Source organism: Streptomyces sp. NBC_01294 (assembly GCF_035917235.1).
In the GTDB taxonomy this organism is placed as follows: Bacteria; Actinomycetota; Actinomycetes; order Streptomycetales; family Streptomycetaceae; genus Streptomyces; species Streptomyces caledonius.
On record NZ_CP108423.1, the window covers coordinates 482,432 to 500,749 of the forward strand.

At 72.7% G+C, this 18,318-nt stretch carries 15 protein-coding genes; 9 read left to right on the forward strand and 6 right to left on the reverse strand.

Features of this window, described 5'->3' with window-relative positions:
* Nucleotides 1-110 precede the first annotated feature (110 nt).
* The 3 genes from OG534_RS02395 (at nt 111) to OG534_RS02405 (ending at nt 1,958) form a co-directional block, all read left to right on the forward strand.
* A complete protein-coding gene (locus tag OG534_RS02395; RefSeq protein WP_326586398.1) occupies nt 111-302 on the forward strand; it encodes a DUF5302 domain-containing protein in 192 nt (63 codons plus the stop codon).
* A gap of 182 nt (nt 303-484) precedes the next feature.
* Nucleotides 485-895 (forward strand): rodlin, encoded by a 411-nt coding sequence (locus OG534_RS02400; protein WP_326586399.1) that lies wholly within the window; start codon nt 485-487, stop codon nt 893-895.
* A gap of 217 nt (nt 896-1,112) precedes the next feature.
* Nucleotides 1,113-1,958, forward strand: a complete 846-nt coding sequence (locus tag OG534_RS02405) for a glycoside hydrolase family 19 protein (protein ID WP_326593425.1) — start codon at nt 1,113-1,115, stop codon at nt 1,956-1,958.
* A gap of 11 nt (nt 1,959-1,969) precedes the next feature.
* Here the strand turns inward: OG534_RS02405 and OG534_RS02410 are convergent, their stop codons facing one another.
* From OG534_RS02410 to OG534_RS02420, 3 genes are all read right to left on the reverse strand, one after another.
* The gene (locus tag OG534_RS02410) at nt 1,970-4,738 is read right to left on the reverse strand and encodes a helix-turn-helix transcriptional regulator (RefSeq protein WP_326586400.1); all 2,769 of its coding nucleotides are present in this window, start codon (nt 4,736-4,738) and stop codon (nt 1,970-1,972) included.
* A gap of 236 nt (nt 4,739-4,974) precedes the next feature.
* The gene (locus OG534_RS02415) at nt 4,975-6,738 is read right to left on the reverse strand and encodes a S8 family peptidase (protein ID WP_326593426.1); all 1,764 of its coding nucleotides are present in this window, start codon (nt 6,736-6,738) and stop codon (nt 4,975-4,977) included.
* A gap of 435 nt (nt 6,739-7,173) precedes the next feature.
* Entirely contained in the window at nt 7,174-7,935 is a 762-nt protein-coding gene (locus tag OG534_RS02420) for a DUF1838 family protein (RefSeq protein WP_326586401.1), read from the reverse strand.
* Nucleotides 7,936-8,083: 148 nt separating this feature from the next.
* On the opposite strand from OG534_RS02420, the gene OG534_RS02425 reads away from it, so the two are divergent.
* From OG534_RS02425 to OG534_RS02435, 3 genes are all read left to right on the forward strand, one after another.
* Nucleotides 8,084-9,088, forward strand: coding sequence for a DUF1996 domain-containing protein (locus tag OG534_RS02425; protein ID WP_326586402.1), 1,005 nt, complete (start codon nt 8,084-8,086; stop codon nt 9,086-9,088).
* A gap of 84 nt (nt 9,089-9,172) precedes the next feature.
* On the forward strand, nt 9,173-9,784 hold the full coding sequence (locus OG534_RS02430; RefSeq protein WP_326586403.1) for a sigma-70 family RNA polymerase sigma factor: 612 nt from the start codon (nt 9,173-9,175) through the stop codon (nt 9,782-9,784).
* Nucleotides 9,781-10,503: an anti-sigma factor gene (locus OG534_RS02435; RefSeq protein WP_326586404.1), complete on the forward strand. Its 723-nt coding sequence runs from the start codon at nt 9,781-9,783 to the stop codon at nt 10,501-10,503. The genes OG534_RS02430 and OG534_RS02435 overlap by 4 nt, the downstream gene beginning before the upstream one ends.
* A 411-nt stretch (nt 10,504-10,914) precedes the next feature.
* Here the strand turns inward: OG534_RS02435 and OG534_RS02440 are convergent, their stop codons facing one another.
* The gene (locus OG534_RS02440) at nt 10,915-11,646 is read right to left on the reverse strand and encodes a DUF7873 family protein (RefSeq protein ID WP_326586405.1); all 732 of its coding nucleotides are present in this window, start codon (nt 11,644-11,646) and stop codon (nt 10,915-10,917) included.
* A gap of 9 nt (nt 11,647-11,655) precedes the next feature.
* The gene (locus OG534_RS02445) at nt 11,656-13,077 is read right to left on the reverse strand and encodes a hypothetical protein (protein WP_326586406.1); all 1,422 of its coding nucleotides are present in this window, start codon (nt 13,075-13,077) and stop codon (nt 11,656-11,658) included.
* A 151-nt stretch (nt 13,078-13,228) separates the two neighbouring features.
* On the opposite strand from OG534_RS02445, the gene OG534_RS02450 reads away from it, so the two are divergent.
* The 3 genes from OG534_RS02450 to OG534_RS02460 all read left to right on the forward strand — a co-directional run bounded on the left by OG534_RS02450 (nt 13,229) and on the right by OG534_RS02460 (nt 15,926).
* Nucleotides 13,229-14,134, forward strand: coding sequence for an ATP-grasp domain-containing protein (locus OG534_RS02450; RefSeq protein ID WP_326586407.1), 906 nt, complete (start codon nt 13,229-13,231; stop codon nt 14,132-14,134).
* Nucleotides 14,131-14,928 carry an ATP-grasp domain-containing protein gene (locus tag OG534_RS02455; RefSeq protein WP_326586408.1) on the forward strand — a complete coding sequence of 266 codons (798 nt, stop codon included), beginning with the start codon at nt 14,131-14,133 and terminating at the stop codon, nt 14,926-14,928. The genes OG534_RS02450 and OG534_RS02455 overlap by 4 nt, the downstream gene beginning before the upstream one ends.
* 143 nt (nt 14,929-15,071) lie before the next feature.
* Nucleotides 15,072-15,926 carry a DMT family transporter gene (locus OG534_RS02460; protein WP_326586409.1) on the forward strand — a complete coding sequence of 285 codons (855 nt, stop codon included), beginning with the start codon at nt 15,072-15,074 and terminating at the stop codon, nt 15,924-15,926.
* An 18-nt stretch (nt 15,927-15,944) separates the two neighbouring features.
* Here the strand turns inward: OG534_RS02460 and OG534_RS02465 are convergent, their stop codons facing one another.
* Nucleotides 15,945-18,266: a bifunctional polysaccharide deacetylase/glycosyltransferase family 2 protein gene (locus OG534_RS02465; protein ID WP_326586410.1), complete on the reverse strand. Its 2,322-nt coding sequence runs from the start codon at nt 18,264-18,266 to the stop codon at nt 15,945-15,947.
* Nucleotides 18,267-18,318: the final 52 nt, after the last annotated feature.

Consider the following 18,318-nt stretch of genomic DNA (forward strand, 5'->3'; position numbering starts at 1 on the left):
AAACAAAACTTATGACCTCTCCAAGCCACCCTTGGAGTATGAGGGAACTCGCTGGTCAGCACGCACGCCACCTGACAGACTGAAACGGCTTGATCACCCCAGGAGGACAAATGGCTGACGAAACAGACACCCCGCAGGACGAATCTCCGGCCGATGCGGCCAAGCGCAAGTTCCGGGAGGCCCTGGAGCGCAACGCCGCGAACGCCCAGTCCCAGCAGGCTCACCAGAGCCGGGCGAAGGTCCAGGGTTCCAGCAGCGGCCCCGGCGGCAAGAACAAGAAGGTCCGCCGCAAGACCGGCTGACCCTCGGGCACGAGGAGCTCAGTCTCGCCGTCGCGGCGGCGGGACCGGGCGGCTCCGCCCCGAGGCCGCCGTTGCGCCACCCGGGTGAGTGGGGATAACCCCTGGGCGCCGCCGACAGTTGATCAGCGCATCCCGCCGAGGGCCGCAATCTCCTGCGACAGCGCGACAGAAGGATCCCCCACATGTTGAAGAAGTTCATGGCCACCGCCGCCGCCACCGCCTCTGTGCTCGGCGCGGGCGCAGCGATCGCCTCCCCGGCGATGGCCATCGGCAACGACAACGGCGTCAGCACGGTGAACGGCAACCACGCCGCGCAGATCTACGGCAACCAGGAGACCCACGGCAAGATGAGCCCGCAGCTCAGCGCCGTCCAGGGCTCCCTGAACAAGCTCTGCATCGGCCTGCCGGCCAAGGTCAACGCCCAGGGGATCCTCCACGCGCTCAAGCTCGGCATCCAGGACGTCAACGTCCTGTCCAGCCCGCAGAACCAGCAGTGCACCGAGAACTCCACCCAGGCCAAGGGTGACGAGCCGCTCTCGCACATCCTCAGCAACATCCCGGTCCTCTCCGGCAACCTCTCCGCCGGCAGCTGATCGACCGAATCACGCGCCGGTGTCACGCGTCACGCGTGGCACCGGCGCTTTTCATTTGGTCTAGACCTTGACAGGTTCAGACCATTTCGCTTCAGTGGGCGCAGTTGCCTCCCCCCACGGCAATTCCCCCCACTGAAGGAGTAGTTACGTGAAACGTGCGCTTCGTCGCCGCGCCCTCTCGCTGGTCGCCGCCGCGGCCGCCACCCTCGGCCTCGTCATGGCCCTCCCCTCCTCCCCCGCCTCCGCCGCGGCCCCCTGCGCCGGCGCCTGGGCCTCCTCCGCCGTCTACACGAACGGGATGAGCGCCTCGTACGGCGGACGCAACTGGCAGGCGAAATGGTGGACCCAGGGCGAGACGCCCGGCACCACCGGTCAGTGGGGCGTCTGGTCGGACCAGGGCGCCTGCGGCGGCGGGGGCCAGGACCCGGATCCGGGCAACCCGTCCGGATTCGTGGTCTCCGAGGCCCAGTTCCAGCAGATGTTCCCGAACCGGAACCCCTTCTACACCTACAACGGCCTGGTCGCGGCGCTGTCCGCGTACCCCGGTTTCGCCAAGACCGGCGACGACACCACGAAGCGCCGGGAGGCCGCGGCCTTCCTCGCGAACGTCTCGCACGAGACGGGCGGGCTCGTGCACATCGTGGAGCAGAACACCGCCAACTACCCCCACTACTGCGACGCGAGCCAGCCGTACGGCTGTCCGGCGGGCCAGGCCGCGTACTACGGCCGCGGGCCCATCCAGCTCAGCTGGAACTTCAACTACAAGGCGGCCGGTGACGCGCTGGGCATCAACCTCCTGGGCAACCCGTACCTCGTGGAGCAGGATCCGGCCGTCGCCATGAAGACGGCGCTCTGGTACTGGAACACGCAGAACGGCCCGGGCACGATGACCGCCCACGCCGCCATGGTCAACGGCGCGGGCTTCGGCGAGACCATCCGCTCCATCAACGGCTCCCTGGAGTGCAACGGCGGAAACCCCGCCCAGGTCCAGAGCCGGATCTCGAAGTACCAGAGCTTCACACAGCTGCTGGGGGTGACCCCCGGGAACAACCTCGGCTGCTGAGCGCCGGGCGGTCAGCCGGTGCGCAGGGCGGTGGCCAGCTGGGCCCGTGAGCGGACGTCGAGCTTCTGGTAGATGCGGGTCAGCCGCGCCTCCACCGTCTTGACGCTGAGGAACAGCTTCGCGGCGGCCTCCTGGTTGCTGGCACCCTGGCTGACCAGCAGCGCGAGACGGGTCTCGGCCTCGGTCAGGGCCGCGGCCGCCGACACCTGCACACCGCCCGCCTCACCGGGAGCCGGTTCCCTGGCGAGTTCCGTCCAGGGGACGGCCCCGGCCCGTTCGAACACCTCCGCCGCGGCCCCGAGCGCCGCCCGGGCCGGCGCGCGCCGGCGCCGGCGGCGCTCCACCCGGGCGAGGGCGAGCAGCGTACGGCCGCGCTCCAGCGGCAGCAGCAGGTCGTCGAAGCGCTGCGCCGTGGCCTCCAGCAGCCGGACGGCCTGGTCGGCCTCGCCCTGTGCGGACAGGCACAGGCCCCAGGCCCGGTCGAGGGCGGCGACGACGCCGGTGCGGCCGAGCCCGAGGGCGACCGTACGGACGGAGGCGAGCAGCTCGGCGGCCTCGCCGGGCGCGTCCGCGGCGATCAGGGCCTCGGCGAGCTCCCCGTGCCAGCGCAGGATCGAGGGGTCCACCACCTGCTGCGCGGCCTCCAGTTCGGCGACGCGGCGCAGCGTGGCGACCGCTTTCGCCGCCTCTCCCGTGGCCAGTTCGACCAGGCCGAGCGCGTGCAGGCTGCGGGAGAGGAAGACCTGGTCGTGCTCCTCCTGCGAGGCCTGGATGCCTCGCCGGGCGTAGCCGGCGGCGCGCGCGAAGCTGCCGCCCATGGCCTCGGCCATCGCGGCGACGTACCAGGCGGGGCCGGGCGACAGGCCTGCCCCGATCGTCAGCTCCAGGGCCCTGCGGGCGTGGGCGGAGGCGGCCTCGCACCGGCCGCTGCGCAGTTCCACCTCAGTGAGGCTGCGCAGCACCTCGAAGACGTCCTCGGCGGAACCGGTGCGCTGCACGGCCGGCAGCAGCACCATCAGCTGTCCGCGGGCGTCGGCGAGGCGGTCGTCGAAGAGTGCGTGCCGGACGGCGAGGTACTGCGGTGCGTTGCGCATGCCGAGCGGAACCTCGGGGGCGGGCAGGGCCAGTGCCTCGGCCAGGATCTCCTCGGCGCCGGCGTCGCCGAGGATGCGGCCCATGCGGGCCCGTACGGTCAGGGCCATGGCCTCGGCCGTCTGGTCGCCGCCGAGGGCCGCGAGGGCTCCGGCCGCGGCGGCGGCGTCGCGGGAGCGGACGGGGTCGCCGTCGCTGAGGTTGTGCTTCGTGGCGATCCGCAGCTGGACGGCGGCCTGGAGCGCGGGGTCCCCGGCGGCGTCGTCCATGGCGTAGGCGAAGGTCTCGTCGAGGGCGCCGAGGGCCTGCCCGGCGGCGTCGATCACGGCGAGCCGGGCCCGTACCCGGTCGGCGGGCGAGGCGTCGCGGGCCAGGACGGCCCGGGTGGCGCGCCGCGCGAGGTCGGCGCGGCCGGCCCAGCCGGCGTCCTCGGCGGCCGTGACGAGACGGGCCAGTTCCTCGCCGGCCAGCCAGGACGGCGTGCGTTCGGCGGCGAGCAGGCCCAGTTCGGCGGCGAGCGCGCGCTGGCCCCGGCGGCGGCAGACCGCGGCGGCCTCGGTGATCTCCGCCGCGAGCCACTGGTCGGGGGTGTCCACGGCCAGCGCCCGGTGGCGTACGGCCTGCACGGGGTCGTCGACGGCGTCGGCCAACGCCGCGTGTCCGGCGGCGCGTTCGGGCCAGCCCGCGTCGGCCGCGAGCGCGGTGGGCAGGGCGCCGGCGGTGAACTCCACGCCGCCGTCCTCCCCCACCCTGACCAGCCCGGCCCGTTCCGCCTCGGCCAGCTCGGCCTCGGCGTCGGGGCGCCCGGCCCGGCGCAGGACGGAGGTGGTGGGGCGGGCGGCCAGGGCCGCGAGCAGCAGCGTGCGGCGGGCCTGCGCGGGGACCCCGGCGAGGAGCCTGCGGGCCACCTCGCGGGCCTGCCCGGAGACGGGCAGGGGGTCGGCGTGATGGGCGCTGCAGTCGCGGGCCTCGGCGGCCTCGGCGAGGGAGTGGCCGAGGGCCAGGGCGAGGCGCGGGTTGCCCCCGCTGGCCTGGTGGATGCGGCCGGCGAGGCGGGCCGGGAGGCCGTGGCACACGAGGAGTTCGGCGACTTCGTCGGCGCCGAGCGGGGGCACGCGTATCGCGGGGACATCGGGACCGCACAGGAGGTCGCCCACGGGGGCTCCGCCCTGGACGCATTCGGCGACGAGCACCCGGACGCCGGGCGGGGTGAGGCGCAGCGCGAAGCGGAGCAGGTCGGTGCTCTCGGCGTCGAGCCACTGGGCGTTGTCGAGGACGAGCAGGACGGGGTGGCCGGCGGCGAGCGTACGGAGCACTTCGACGACGGCGAGGCGCAGCGCGACGTGGTCGCGGCCGGCGCGGGGGGCGTCGGTCTCGCGGCGCAGGAGGGCGATGGCGGTGCGCTGGGGGCCGGAGAGCTGTTCCAGTCCGGCGCGGGGGACGGAGGCGAGCAGGGCGGCGGCCGAGGCCTCGGGTATCCACTGGTCGGCGGCCTCGGGGGCGAGGCGCAGCACGGTCTCGCGGCGCGCTTCGGCCGCCGCCGCGACGGCGCGGACGACCTCGGTCTTGCCCGCGCCGGCGGGTCCGGTCAACAGCGCCCGGCCGTGCGTGGTCAGCGCGCGGTCGACCGCCTTGATCAGTTCATCGTGTCCGACGCTTGTGTCAGCGTGCCCCGTCGCCGCCACCACGCACAGCCACCAGCCTCTCGGTCCCCAGCTCCTGTGCCCTTCCTGTGAGAGGCGACAATACGAGGTCGGATGGCGGGCGGGCCCCGATTGTGACGCAGAAATCAGTCCGGTTCCGGGAAAACCCTTCGGACCTGCCGGTACGAGGTGTACCAGCAGGTCCGAGGGCTCATTTGGTCCGTACTATCGATCCGTCACGCCGCGTCGGCGGGTGGGATCGCAGGCCGGGCGGATTCGGCTCAGAAGCCGAGGTTCCAGGAGTCGATCTTGCCGGTGTCGCCGCCGGCGTTGTCGTTGACCCGCAGCTTCCAGGTGCCGTTGGCGACCTCGGAGGAGGCGTTCACGGTGAAGACCTGGTTGATGTTGTCCGTGCTGCCGCCGGCCCGGTTGTGCACCGTGTAGACGGTGCCGTCGGGGGCGATCAGGTCGACCTTCAGGTCACCGATGTAGGTGTGCACGATGTTCACACCCACCTTGAGGGCGGCCGGCGCGTTGCCGGTGACGCCGGTGACGGTGATCGGGCTCTCCACGGTGGTGTTGTCACCGATGGCGACGTCCGCGGTGTTCTCGAACCCCGGGGTGGGCGGGGTCGAGGTGACGGCGGCCACGGTGGCGGCGGCGTCGGCCAGACCGGTGCCGCAGCCGCCGGTGCAGGTGCCGGCCAGCGGGCGGGCGTTCGTCTTGATCGCCGACTCGATCTGCGCCGGGGTCAGCGCGGAGTTCGCCGACTTCAGCAGCGCGGCGAGACCCGCGACGTGCGGGGCGGCCATGCTGGTGCCCTGGTAGGGCTTGTAGTTCTCGGCGCCGGGCGTCGTGGTGCCCGCGTTCAGGGTGGAGAGGATCGCGTTCTCGGGGGTGGTGACGGTGCCGGGCGTGTCCGTGGCGCGGCGGGTCTCACCGCCCGGGGCGGCGACGTCGATGACCGTGCCGTAGTTGGAGTAGTACGAGCGGTCGCCCGCACGGTTGCTCGCGGCGACGTTGATCACGTTGTTGCAGCTGGCGGGCGAGAAGCTCGCCGCGTTCGCGTTGCTGTTGCCGGCGGCGACGACGACGGTCGTACCGCGGGCGACGGCGGCGTTGATGGCGTTCTGGTAGCTGGTGCCGCAGGCGCCCGAGCCGCCGAGGCTCATGTTGATGACCTTGGCCGGGGTGGCGTTGGCCGGGACACCGGCCACGGAGCCGCCGGAGGCCCAGGTGATGGCGTCGACGATGTCCGAGGTGGCGCCGCCGCACTTGCCGAGCACGCGGACGGGCTGGACCTTCGCACCGTAGGCGATGCCGGCGATGCCCTTGGAGTTGCTCGTGGCCGCGGCGATGGTGCCCGCCACGTGGGTGCCGTGCCAGGAGGAGGTGCTCGCCTTGGAGCCGAGGCCGCACTCGCCGTCGGTGGCGTTCCAGTCACCCTGGTCCGCGGGGTTGTTGTCGCGCCCGTTGCCGTCGCGGGCGTCGGCGGAGCTGGAGATGAAGTCGTAGCCCGCGACGATGTTCGCGGCGAGGTCCGAGTGCGCGACGTAGCCGGTGTCGATCACGGCGACGGTGACGCCGGAGCCGGTGGTCTTGTCCCAGGCGGCGGGGACGTTCATGCCGGCGGTGGGCTCGAAGAGGTCCCACTGCTTGGCGTACTCGGTGTCGTTCGGGGTGACGGCCTGGGCGTAGGCGCGGGTGTCCGGCTCGACGTAGGCGACGTCCGGGTCGGCGCGGAACTGGGCCATCACGTCGGCCGCGTCGGCCGGGGCCACGGTCCCGCCGAGGTTGACCAGGGCCGCTCCGGTGCCGAGGCGGCGGTCGAACTTCGCCTTCTTGCCGGCCTTCTTGCCCTTGGCGGTGGCGTCGTCGGCGGCTGCCGTGTTCGAGCTGGCCTCGGTCGCCGAGGACTTGTACCCGACGATGAGGTTCTCGACCGGCGCGGTGGCGGCGATCGTGGCGGCGGGGGCCGCGCCGGGGGTCTCTACGGCCACGGCCACGGAGGCGGTGGCGGATCCGGCGAGCAGGGTGACGGACATGGCCACCACGGATATGAGCCGACGTCTGGAAGCGTGCACGTGTTCCCCTTCGAGGGCCGTTTCCGGGCAGGCCGGAGCGGCCGGTCGGTGCAGTGTGGGAGGTTCCGGCGGCCACGGGGCCGGGAGCGAGGTGGTCGAACTCGCCCCGGCCGCCGCCGCGCGCCACGTTGACCCGGCCTCGACGGTGGGGCAGGGCAACGGCGGTCCCGGCTCTTCCCCGGGCGGTGGCGGCCTCACGCCATGTGGGGTTGGCGTGTGTGCCGTTCGGCCTGGGGAAGATCGCCGGTGGGCAGACAGTAGGCAACACGGGGATGAACTCGATACGGGGAAAACCCTTGTCCGCCCCCGCCGCTCCCCCGGGGGGTCCCTCGGCGGGGCTGTGACCAGGCGGTTCCGCTTCCGCGCGGCGCCGCGTCCGTCACCGCCGGGCGCCCTTCAGCGCGGCGGGAAGAGCTTGCGGAAGTACGTCCAGCTGGTCTCGTTCGGCTCGCTCCACTTCTCCGGGGCGTGGGCGAATTCGGGGTGGCGGTCGGCGATGTACGCGCGGGTGCGCTCGGGGACCTGCGCGTAGGTGTCGAGCTTGCGGCCGCGGCAGTGGAAGGTGAGGCCGCCGGGGCGCGAGCCCTGTTCCATCCAGGGCAGCCACGGGGACATCCGGGTCCAGGACATCGTCGAGGGCACGCTCACCGCGTCGGTGGTCAGCGCGGTCGCGGGTGCGAAGAACTGGAAGAGTTCCAGCGCGCGGTAGGTGTCGTCGGCCGAGTGGGCCGGGTACTCCGCGACCGGCAGGGGCGAGGGGTAGGCCAGCGGGATCTCCAGGCTGAAACAGATCTGGTCGCCCAGATCCGTCACGGGGATCGGGAAGGGCCGCAGTTTCTGGTTGGCCGGGTCGTTCCAGACGTGGATCACCGGCTTGTCCTGCCAGGTCTCCATGATGTCCCGGGTCCGGGGGTCCAGGTAGAACGCGGCTTCCCTGGAGAGGAGCTGGTAGCCGCCGGTCTCCTCGTCCGCCACGAGGCGGGCGACGTTGAGCCCTTCGAAGCCGAAGAGGCGCTGGTAGGGCTCGCCCGGGGCCCAGGAGTGGACGTCGCCGGTCCACCAGAAGGTGACCTCGCCGCCGTCGAGCGAGGCGCGGGTGCGGGCGAATGCGTGCAGGAGCTCGGCAGGTGTCACGGCGGGTGTCACGGGTGATGTCATACGGCCCACTCTGCGCGGTCGTCACACGGGCGGACAAGCACCCGCACGGACAACCCGGGCCCCTTCCGCGGCAGGTGGGCGGCGGGGCGGCGCCCGCCATGCGGATGCCAGGTTGACGACGGCGTCGCCACCGGCAACCGTGACCGCCATGGGTAAAGAACGCCGCCTGCTCACTCTTGTCATCTGCCTGGTCCTGGGGGCCGGGCTGGCCGCCGCCGTGCTGGGGGCTTCGCGGGCAACCGCTCCTCACACGGGGTCGGCGGCCGGCGGTCCGGCGCCGTCCGACTACGTGGACATACGTGACGTTCCGCGCGTCCCGGCTCCCGCCCGCGCGCCCGCCGCGCGGGCCGACTCCTCGCCCGGCTCGATGGTGGTCGAGTGCGGCCGCAACGAGCAGGGCCACTACAACGAGGACAATCTGGTGGTCTCGCCCGGCCTGCGCTCCGGCGCCCACCACACGCACGCGTACGTGGGCAACCTCTCCACGGACGCGATGTCGACCGACGCCTCCCTGGACGCGGCCGCCACGAGCTGTGCGGGCGGCGACCGGTCGACGTACTACTGGCCCGTCCTGCGGCGCCTGGACCGGCCGGGCACGCGCCCGCACGAGCGCGCGGCGGGGCATGGGAACGCGGGCGCGATCCTGCCCGAGGCCTCGGTCCTGGTGGAGTTCCGCGGCAGTCCGGTGAGCAAGGTGGTGGCGATGCCCCGCTTCCTGCGCGGGATGACGGGCGACGCCGTCGCCCACACCGCGGACAGCGACGCCGACGTCCGCGCCCGCTGGGGATGTTCCAGCTTCCCCGACCGGTCCACCACCCGCTATCCGCGCTGCCCCGAGGGCGACCGCGTGACCCGCACCCTGATCTTTCCCAGCTGCTGGAACGGCCTCGACACCGCCGGCGCCGGGCACCGCTCGCACCTGCGCTTCCCCGCCGCGAACGGCGTCTGCCCCGCCAACACCTTCCCGGTGCCCGAACTGCGGGTCTCCCTCGCCTACGAGGTCCCCGCGGGCGTGCCCGTGGCGATCGACTCCTTCCCCGAGCAGCGGCACAGCCCCAAGACGGACCACGCGATGTTCGTGAACGCGATGACCGAGCGCCGGATGGCCGCGGTGGTCGGCTGCCTCAACGAGGGCCGCGCCTGCCGGAACTGAGTGACACAGGTCACGTGAACCGGAAGCACCCCTGTTCACGTGTTCCGACCGCACCACGCAAGCGAGGAAGACGGAGAGGGTGAGATGGCCGGACCACTGTGGCCCCGCGCTCGGCGGGGCTCGACCGACGAGGCACTGATCAAATCGGTGTACGAGGAGCACGGCCACGCCCTGCTCGCGTACGCCACCCGGCTGACCGGGGACCGGGCCGCCGCCGAGGACGTCGTCCAGGAGACGCTCATCCGGGCCTGGCGGCATTCCGAAGTCCTGGTCAACGGGAAGGGTTCGGTGCGCGGCTGGCTGCTCACCGTGGCCCGCAACATCATCACCGACCGCTACCGGGCCAAGGCCGCCCGGCCGCCGGAGGTCTCCGGGTCCGCCGCCGCTCCCCCGGTGGAGGCGGACCACGCCGACTCCGTGGTGGACAGCATGACGGTCCTGGGCGCCCTCGACCAGCTGTCGCCGGAGCACCGGGACGTCCTCAAGGAGTTGTACTACCGGCAGCTCAGCGTCGCGGAGGCCGCCGACAGCCTCGGCATTCCGGCAGGGACGGTCAAATCGCGCTCGCACTACGCGCTCAAGGCGCTGCGCGACGTTTTCAAGAGCGACGGCTTCAAGGACAGCAGCTTCAGAGAAGACAAACGATCGGGCAGGCCGCCCCAGCAGCCCGCCGGACTGCGTGAGGTGGTGGCATGAACCGGCAGCGGCACGAGGAGCAACTGCTCGGCCCGTACGTGCTCGGCGTCCTGGACGCCGAGGAGGTCCGCCGGATCGAGGAACACGTGAGCGGGTGCGTGCAGTGCCGGGAGGAGGTGGCCGCGTTGCGCGAGATGGAAGCGGCACTGGGCGAGGTTCCCGAGGAGGCGTTCCTCGACGGCCCGCCGCAGGGAGGTGACCTGCTGCTCCAGCGCACCCTGCGGCAGATGCGCGGTGAGCGGGCCGGTGAACAGCGTCGGCGCGCCGGGCTCGCGGGACTGGCCGTGGCTGCCTCGCTGGCGGCCGTGTTCTTCGCCGGTACGCAGCTGGGCACCGCCGATTCGGGGCCCGTCGCGCTGCCCCCGCCACCGTCCCCGACGGCTACGGCGGACCCCTCGCTGCCGCCCAAGAACAGCAAGGTGGCCTCGGCGACGGATCCGGGCACGGGCGCGCGGATGACCGTGCGGATGACGCCGGCCGCGAAGTGGGTGCGGGTCAACGCGGCGGTCACGGGAGTGCCGCCGGGCGAGCGGTGCCGGCTGGTCGTGGTCTCCAAGGACGGCACGCGCACCACCGCCGGCGGCTGGGTCACGGGCAACCAGACCGGTGAGTCCAAGGGGGCGTCGCTGGACGGTTCGGCGGCCGTGGACCAGGCGGACGTGAAGGCGATCCTGGTCGAGAACGAGGCGGGCAGGACGTTCGTGTCCGTACCGGTCTGACCTCCGAGCCCGAGCCGGAACGTGACGGAGCCCGGGAGCATATCCAGCTCCCGGGCTCCTGTGTGCCACCCAATTGCGCACACCGGCACGTTTAAGAGTCGCGGATCATTCTGAGATCGACGTGTTCTACCTTTGAACTACCGCGCCACGAGAAGAGGCACAGAGGGGACTTGAACCCCCATCCATCGATGATCGTCCACGCTCGGTCGATCCGGTGTTCGGCGGCGAATACTGAGACTGGAGCGAGAATCTGAGATTTACGGGGCCGCCTCTACCAGCTTGGGCCACCCCGGCACGCAATGCCGGGGGAGGGATTCGAACCCCCAACTGACACCCCAGTTCAGCTTCAACATCAGTTTCAGCTTGCGCTCTCGCGCACCCCCTGCAGACATACAGAGGGAGATTTCGGGGCTACCTGAACAGGTAGCCGAACACCGCGTCGCCGACCCGCTGGTCGGTGACCTCGGCGCTGTTGGCCTCCTCGCGGGCGAACTTGACGGCCTGCTGGAGCTTCTCCACGCGGTCGAGCAGCTCGTTCACCCTGCGGGCCGGCAGCGCACCGGAGAACTTCACGGTCGTCCAGTACCCGACCGGGACGTCCTCGTAGTAGACCTCGACCTGCGCCGGGTGCTTCTCGGTGGCCTCGGCCTTGACGTGGTTGCGCGGGACCTTCTTGGTGCGGATCGTGCGCACGGGGTCCGTCTTCCAGGAGTCCGTGGACGGGTCCAGGTTCCAGGACTCGGAGGCGTCCAGCACCGGCAGCTTCCGCACGAAGGTGTTCATGTCGGTGAGCTGCTTCTCGAGGAAGAGCAGGTAGGGCACGGGCACCTGCGCCAGCAGGACCGTCCCGTCCACGACGACGTCGGCGGCCGCACTGCGGTTCGCCCAGTCCTTGGTCGCCGTCACGTCGAACAGCCGCGTCAGGGTCCCCGCCGTCGCCCGCAGCACGTCCTCGGCCTTGACCTGCACCCGGGTGGACTCGGGCGGCAACTGCTCGCCCTCCTCGTCCTTGGGCTGGTAGGTCCGGGAGATGCCGGCCAGCAGGGCGGGCTTCTGGACGTCGTGGTGAGCCTGCGTGAGCTCCTGGAGGGACTTGGACTTGACGCCCTTTTCCACTGCGATGATCTGATTCAGCTTCGGCACGTGATCAACCTAGCAGTCGATTGTCCGATCATTCACCGGGATTTCCGGCACCCCGGCGCGGTCGAGCAGGCGGCGCATGTCCCCGGCGGGAAGCGCCGGGTTGGCCGCTGCGGCCGCCGCCGCGTCCCGGTCGGGATCGGCGAGCAGTGCGCGGATCCGGGCCACGGGGAGCCGCGGGTCCCGGCCGGCGTCCGCGCGCGTCTCCGGGTCCCGGCTGAGCCGGTCCAGGAGCTCCGGCTCCAGACCGGGGTCGCGCAGGGCCAGGCGCCGGCCCCTCGGGTCCGGGGAGTCGCCGAGGCGCGCGGCGAGCCCGGCGGCGGGGAAGCCCGGCCGGGTGACCAGCATGCCCACGGCGCGGTGGGTGCCGTTCAGGTAGAGGTCGAGGAGCAGCTCGGGCGGCGGTTCCGGGTGGAACTCGGCGAGCAGCAGCCGTACGGCGAAGTCCTCGTCCCGCGCGAGCAGTTCGACGGCGTCGGCCGGCAGGCCGGGGCAGACCGCGGCGCTGCGCCGCAGCCAGGTGTGCGCGGACTGGGCGCACCGCCGCAGGAACGCGGCGTCCTCGCGGCGCTCCCACACCCAGTCGAGGGTGGACAGCCGGTCCTCGGCACCGACCGTGTAGTCGATGGCGGCGCGCTGGGACTCGCTCAGTTCGGGGCGGGCGGAGACCTGGAGCCGGACCCGCGGGTCGGGGTCGACGGCCAGCCGCGCCACCAGGTCGGACGGGAGCGAGGGGTTGCCGGCGATCGCCGCGAGCCGTTCGCCCTCCGCGACCACGCGTTCGGCGAGTTCCCGGGTGAGCCGGCCCCTCGCCAGAACCTCGGACACCCCCGGCCATCCGTCCCCCAGTCGACCGGCCAGCCAGGTGGTCCGCTCCTCGTCCTCATGGCAGACCTGCAGGGCGGCGGCCTGCCGGACGTCCGGGTCCTCGTCGTGGAGGAGCCGCTCACGTGCCTCGTCCGCGAGCCGGTCCCAGACCCGGCAGGCCGCACTGCGGAACGCCGGGTGCCCGTGGTGCGCGAGACCCGCCAGGATGTGGGCGGGTGGAGCGCCCCACACGACCAGTTCGTGGCCCACCAGGCCGCGGGGGTGCGCCAGCAGCCGCTCGTACGCCCGGTCGGGCAGCGGGGCCACCCGCCGCCGGTAGGCCAGGGGGCCGTGCGCGAGGGTGAGGTGGACCGACGGGGCCGGGTCGTCGACCAGCCGGGCGCGCTGGCCGGGGTCGACGCTGCCGTTCTCGGCGAGGGCCATCCGGACGTGGCGGTCCGGGTGGACCAGAACGGCCTCGATCACCTCTTGCGGCAGAACCGCGCGCTTCGCAACCGCTCGCCGCAGCCACTCGTCTTCGTGGCCGAGCAGCCGCAGCAGCACGTCCGCCGGTGCGGCCTCGTTCGATGCCAGCCCGTGCAGCAGCCCCGTCCACTGATCGCCCATGCCCCGATCCCTCCCCCGAAGATCCAAAGCGGGCAGCGTAACAAGGAAGCCCACAGCCGGACCGATCATCACATTGCGGTCCATGACATCCTGTGACGTCACAACTCGCCGGACGGAATCGGCGGACGTCCGGGGAATTTGGGGAAGGTCGATGAGGCTCTGCTTCCTGGTGGAGGAGCACTACCGCCACGACGGCATGCCGAACGAGGTGATCGGGCAGCTGACCGCGTGGGGGCACCGGGTGGACGTGGTGCGGCCGGGCGGCTCGCTGCTGCGCATGACCGAGGCCGTGGACGCGGGTGCGCACGACGCCTGGGTGCTCAAAACGGTCTCCGGCGGCCCGGGGCTGACGCTCCTCGAAGCCGCCGCGGCGGCCGGGATGACCACGGTCAACGACGCCCGGTCGATCCGGGGCGTACGGGACAAGGCACTGGCCGCCGCCATCGGGCGCGGCCGGGGACTGCCGCTGCCGCCCACGTACGCGGTGGCCTGCCCCGAACTGCTCCGGGAGATACCGGCGGCGGAGTACCCGCTCGTCGTCAAGCCCGCCGACGGCAGTTCCGGCCGGGCCGTGCACCTGGTGTCCTCGCCGGAGCGGCTGGAGTCGATGCTCCCCGAGCTCGCGGGCGAGGGCATGCTCATCGCCCAGCCGTACGTGCCCAACTCGGGCACGGACATCAAGGTGTACGGGGTCGGCGGCGAGCTCTTCGCGACCGAGCGCTGCTCCCCGCTGCACCCGGACCCCTCGGTGCGGGAGCGGCGCGTGCCGCTGTCGTCCGAGGTGGCGGCGATCGCCGCCCAGGTGGGGGCCGTGTACGGGCTGGACCTGTACGGGGTGGACGTGCTGCTGGGCCCGGACGGTCCCGTCGTGGTCGACGTGAACGACTTCCCGAGCTTCCGTCAGGTGCCGGACGCGGCGGGGCGGGTGGCCCGCGCGGTCCTGGACCTGGCGCGGGCGGGCGGCTCGGCGCCGCCGCCGGTGATCGCGCCGCGGCCGTACGCGCTGCCGCTGTCGATTCCGGCGCAGGTTCCGGCCGCAGCGGGTGAAGCGGTATGAGGGTCGGACTGATCACCCCGGAACCCGGGCATCCGCTGCTCGCGGCCGCCACCGCGCTGCTGGCTCCGGAGCACACCGTCGAGGCGCTCGATCCGCGCACGCCCGGGGACACCACCCTGCCCCCGGCCGATGTGTACCTGCTGAAGTCGCGGACGCCACACGCCCTGGAGCTCGCACGGTCGCTGGAAGGGCGGGGCGCGGCCGTGCTGAACTCCGCGGCGGCCACCGCGCTGTGCCAGGACCGGACGGAGATGGCGGAGCTCGCCCTGCGGGCCGGGCTGCCATTCGCGGCCACCCGCATGGTCGGCTCCCTCGCGGCGTGGGCGTCCGGGACGCGGCTGCGCGCCCCCGTGGTGGTCAAGAGCCTGCGCAGCCGCCGGGGCGATCTTGTCGCGCGCGCCGACGACGACGCCGGGCTGCGGGAGTTGGCGCGGGCCTGGCCGCGCGAGCCGGTCGTGGTGCAGGAGTACGCGGCCAACAACGGCTGGGACCACAAACTGTGGGCCGTCGGGGATCAGATCTTCGCGGCCCGGCGCCGCTCCGAACTCTCGCCCGGAGGGCGTGGCCCCGACCTGCCGCTGTCCCTGGACGAACTGCCCGCCGGATGGGCCGGCCTGGTGCACGAGGTGGGCGCGGTGTTCGCGCTGGACGTGTACGGCGTGGACATCATCGACACCGGCGGCGGGACTCCGCTGATCGTGGACGTCAATGCCTTCCCCGGCATCCGCGGCCAGTCCGGCGCCCCTGAGGCCCTCGCGGCACTGACCCTGCGCCGGGCCGCCGAGCGGGCCTGACCACCGTCCGGCAGGTACCGACGGGCGGACGGCCGCTCCGGACAAGGCGAACAGCAGGTCCGGACGGGCGAATGCACCGGGCGCGACGCCCGCGGCCCGGTTTCGTGGCGCGGACGGGCGGCGGGCGCGGTGAGGATCGGGGCATGGGCGTCGTCCTGCCGGTCCTCTTCGCGCTGTTCGCGGCGCTCAGCAACGCGCTCGCCACCGTGCTCCAGCGGCGGGCCGCGCTCACCGTCCCGCAGAGCGACGGCTTCCGCTTCGGTCTGGTCCTCGACCTGCTGCGGCGGCCGGTGTGGATCGGCGGGATCCTGGCCGTGATCGCCGCCGGCGTCGGACAGGCCGCGGCGCTGGCCACGGGCGCGCTGGCCCTCGTACAGCCGCTGTTCGTGCTGGAGCTGCCGCTCGCGCTGCTGATCGCCTCGCTGGTGGCGCGGCAGCGGCTGCCGGGGGCGTTGTGGCTGGCCGTGGCGGGGGTGGTGGCGGGACTCGGGGTCGCGCTGGTGGCCGCCTCGCCCGCGGGCAACCGTACGGACGTGCCGCCCGAGCGGTGGGTGGTGGCCCTGGCGGCGTGCGCCGTCGTCGTCGCCGTCCTGGCCGTGGCCGGACTGCGCCGCCCGCCCGGCCGTGCGCGGGCCGGCTGCCTCGGCGCGGCCACCGCCGTCTGCTACGCGCTCACGGCCGCCCTGATGAAGTCCGCGGTGCACGTCCTCGACGACGGCGGCGTCGGCGCGTTCCTGACCACCTGGGAGACGTACGCCTTCGGCGTGAGCGGCATCTGCGCCCTCCTGCTGCTGGAGCACGCCATGCAGGGCGGTCCGCTGGTCGCCTCGCAGCCCGCGCTGACGCTCGGCGACGCGAGTGTCAGCGTCGCTCTGGGCGTGGTCCTGTACGAGGAACACCTGCGGTCGGACTGGTGGCTGCTCCCCCAGCTGCTGGGCATCGCGCTGATCTGCGTGGGGGTGCTGTCCCTCGCCAGGGCCGGGGAGGGCGCGCCGTGACGGCTTCCGAGCCGGCGTCTACAGGTCCCGGTGGTCGTGCGAGGGCCAGATGTGGTTCTGCGGGCTGGGCGGGATCGGCGCGGAGGGACGGGACGCCCAGGCGGGGTCCGCGCCGTGACCTCGGTACGGCACGGCCCCGGTACCGGCCCAGGGCTCGGGGGCCGGCGGGGCCTCAGGCGCGAACGCGTGGTCGGGCAGCCGCTCGGACGGGGTGGCGGGCACCTGGAGACTGCCGTAACGCTCCATCCGCTGCCAGCGCAGGCGGGAGCCCGCGATGGCGGTGAAGACCGACTGGATCACGACGAGATACATGAGCTGGCGGTAGACGAACTGCTGCAGGGGCAGGCTCCACAGCGGTCCCGGCCGCTCCCCGTCCAGGCGGAACGCGTACAGACCCATCAAGGCCTGGAGGAGCAGGAACGCCGTCCACAGGCCGAGGATGCGCACGGGGTCGAGGAAGACCAGGCCGTAGACGGCGAAGACGTCCACGACGGGCGCGAGCAGGGGCAGCAGAACCTGGAACATCAGCAGGTAGACCAGACCGCGCCTGCCGAGCTTGCCGGCCTGCCCCCGCTGAGTGAGGGCACCCCGGTGCTTCCACATGGCCTGGAGGGTGCCGTAGCACCACCGGTAGCGCTGCTTCCACAGGGCACCGAGCGAGGCGGGAGCTTCGGTCCAGGCCATGGCCCGCTCTTCGTAGACGACGCGCCAGCCGTCCCGGCACAGGGCCATGGTGAGATCGGTGTCCTCGGCCAGCGTGGTGTCGCTGACGCCGCCGACCCGCAACAGTGCCTCGCGGCGGAACGCGCCGACGGCACCGGGGACCGTGGGCATGCACTCGGCGAGGTCGAACAGGCGGCGGTCGAGGTTGAAGCCGACGACGTACTCGATGTGCTGCCAGCGTCCGAGCAGCCCACCCCGGTTGACCACCTTGGCGTTGCCGGAGACCGCGCCCACCCGGCGGTGGGAGAAGGGTTGGACGATCATGCGAACGGCGTCCGGCTCGAAGACGGTGTCGCCGTCGACCATGACGAGCAGGTTGCAGGAGGCCGCGGCGATACCCGTGTTGAGGGCGGCCGGTTTTCCGGCGTTCTGCTGCCGGATGACCCGTACGCCGGGCAGCCCGAGGGCCTCGACGATCTCGGCCGTGCCGTCCGTGGATCCGTCGTCGACGACGATGACCTCGACCTGGTGGTCGGAGGCCACCAGGGAACGGACGGCCGCCTCGATGCCGGCGCTCTCGTTGTAGGCGGGGACGATGACGCTCACGGGTTCGGTGACCGGAGCGCCCCAGGGCCGGCGGCGCATCCGCACGTGCCGCCTGGCGGCGACGAAGACGGCGATCGCACGCGACAGACTGATGGCGCCCGCCGCCCACAGCAGCCACGAGAGGGCTTCGAGGATCCAGTCGCTGGTGCGGATCGCGGTGATGAGGGCGAGGCCCTGCCACCGGTCCGCGGTCTCGGCCGGCTGGACGGCCTTGGGGAGGGCGACCGCGTCGCCCACGGTGGCGAACGTCCAGCCGGACGCCTTCAGCCGCGGCACGAGCTGTTCGAGCGCGGCGACCGTCTGCGTGCGGTCCCCGCCCGCGTCGTGCAGCAGCAGGATCTGCCCGGCGGTGTCCTTCGGGGTGGCGGCGGCGACGATCGTCTCGACGCCCGGGCGTCGCCAGTCCTGGCTGTCCAGGGTCGTCAGGACGGTCAGGTACCCCTCCTTCCCCGCTTGGACGGCGGCGCTCCAGTCGGCGTCGCCGAGAGCCTTGTTGGTGGAGGAGTACGGCGGGCGGAGCAGTGGTGTGGTGACGCCGGTGGCTCCGGCGATGACGAGCTGGGTCTCGCGCAGTTCCAGCGAACGCCGCCACGCGGACGCGGCGCCGAGATCGGTGTGGGTGAAACTGTGCAGGCCGATCTGGTGGCCCTCGTCGACGATCCGGCGGGCGAGGTCGGGGTTCTCGGCGACCCGGGTGCCGACCGTGAAGAAGGTCGCGCGCACGTCGTTGCGGCGCAGCACGTCGAGGATCTTCGGGGTCCAGACGGGGTCGGGTCCGTCGTCGAAGGTCAGGGCGATCGTGCGGGCCGCCGGGGCGGCGGTGCGGCCGGCCGCCCCCTCGATCACCGGCCCGCCGGAGGCGATCGTCTCCGGTACGGAGGTCCCCGGACCCCGCTCACGGGGAGCCGCGTCGGGGGTGGAGTCGAACAGGTGCTGGGTGTAGCCCTGGAGGAGCAGCGCCGCCGAGAGGGTGAGCACGAGGGTGGTCAGCAGCAGCCAGTGGGTGCGCAGGGGGACGTTGCGTACGGAGCTGTGCCTGCCGCGGGGTCGGCGGCGACGGTTCTTCGACAAGGGGTGAGTCTTCCTGCCTGCTGCGTTGTGCGGTGCGGTGTGGTGCGGTGCA

Excerpts from the sequence above, each read along its gene's own strand:
- OG534_RS02460 (WP_326586409.1), top strand. The coding sequence starts at position 15,072 with ATGGGCGTCGTCCTGCCGGTCCTCTTCGCGCTGTTCGCGGCGCTCAGC.
- OG534_RS02395 (WP_326586398.1), top strand. The coding sequence starts at position 111 with ATGGCTGACGAAACAGACACCCCGCAGGACGAATCTCCGGCCGATGCG.
- OG534_RS02450 (WP_326586407.1), top strand. The coding sequence starts at position 13,229 with ATGAGGCTCTGCTTCCTGGTGGAGGAGCACTACCGCCACGACGGCATG.
- OG534_RS02445 (WP_326586406.1), bottom strand. The coding sequence starts at position 13,077 with ATGGGCGATCAGTGGACGGGGCTGCTGCACGGGCTGGCATCGAACGAG.
- OG534_RS02425 (WP_326586402.1), top strand. The coding sequence starts at position 8,084 with ATGGGTAAAGAACGCCGCCTGCTCACTCTTGTCATCTGCCTGGTCCTG.
- OG534_RS02420 (WP_326586401.1), bottom strand. The coding sequence starts at position 7,935 with ATGACATCACCCGTGACACCCGCCGTGACACCTGCCGAGCTCCTGCAC.
- OG534_RS02405 (WP_326593425.1), top strand. The coding sequence starts at position 1,113 with ATGGCCCTCCCCTCCTCCCCCGCCTCCGCCGCGGCCCCCTGCGCCGGC.
- OG534_RS02400 (WP_326586399.1), top strand. The coding sequence starts at position 485 with ATGTTGAAGAAGTTCATGGCCACCGCCGCCGCCACCGCCTCTGTGCTC.
- OG534_RS02455 (WP_326586408.1), top strand. The coding sequence starts at position 14,131 with ATGAGGGTCGGACTGATCACCCCGGAACCCGGGCATCCGCTGCTCGCG.
- OG534_RS02435 (WP_326586404.1), top strand. The coding sequence starts at position 9,781 with ATGAACCGGCAGCGGCACGAGGAGCAACTGCTCGGCCCGTACGTGCTC.
- OG534_RS02430 (WP_326586403.1), top strand. The coding sequence starts at position 9,173 with ATGGCCGGACCACTGTGGCCCCGCGCTCGGCGGGGCTCGACCGACGAG.
- OG534_RS02415 (WP_326593426.1), bottom strand. The coding sequence starts at position 6,738 with ATGTCCGTCACCCTGCTCGCCGGATCCGCCACCGCCTCCGTGGCCGTG.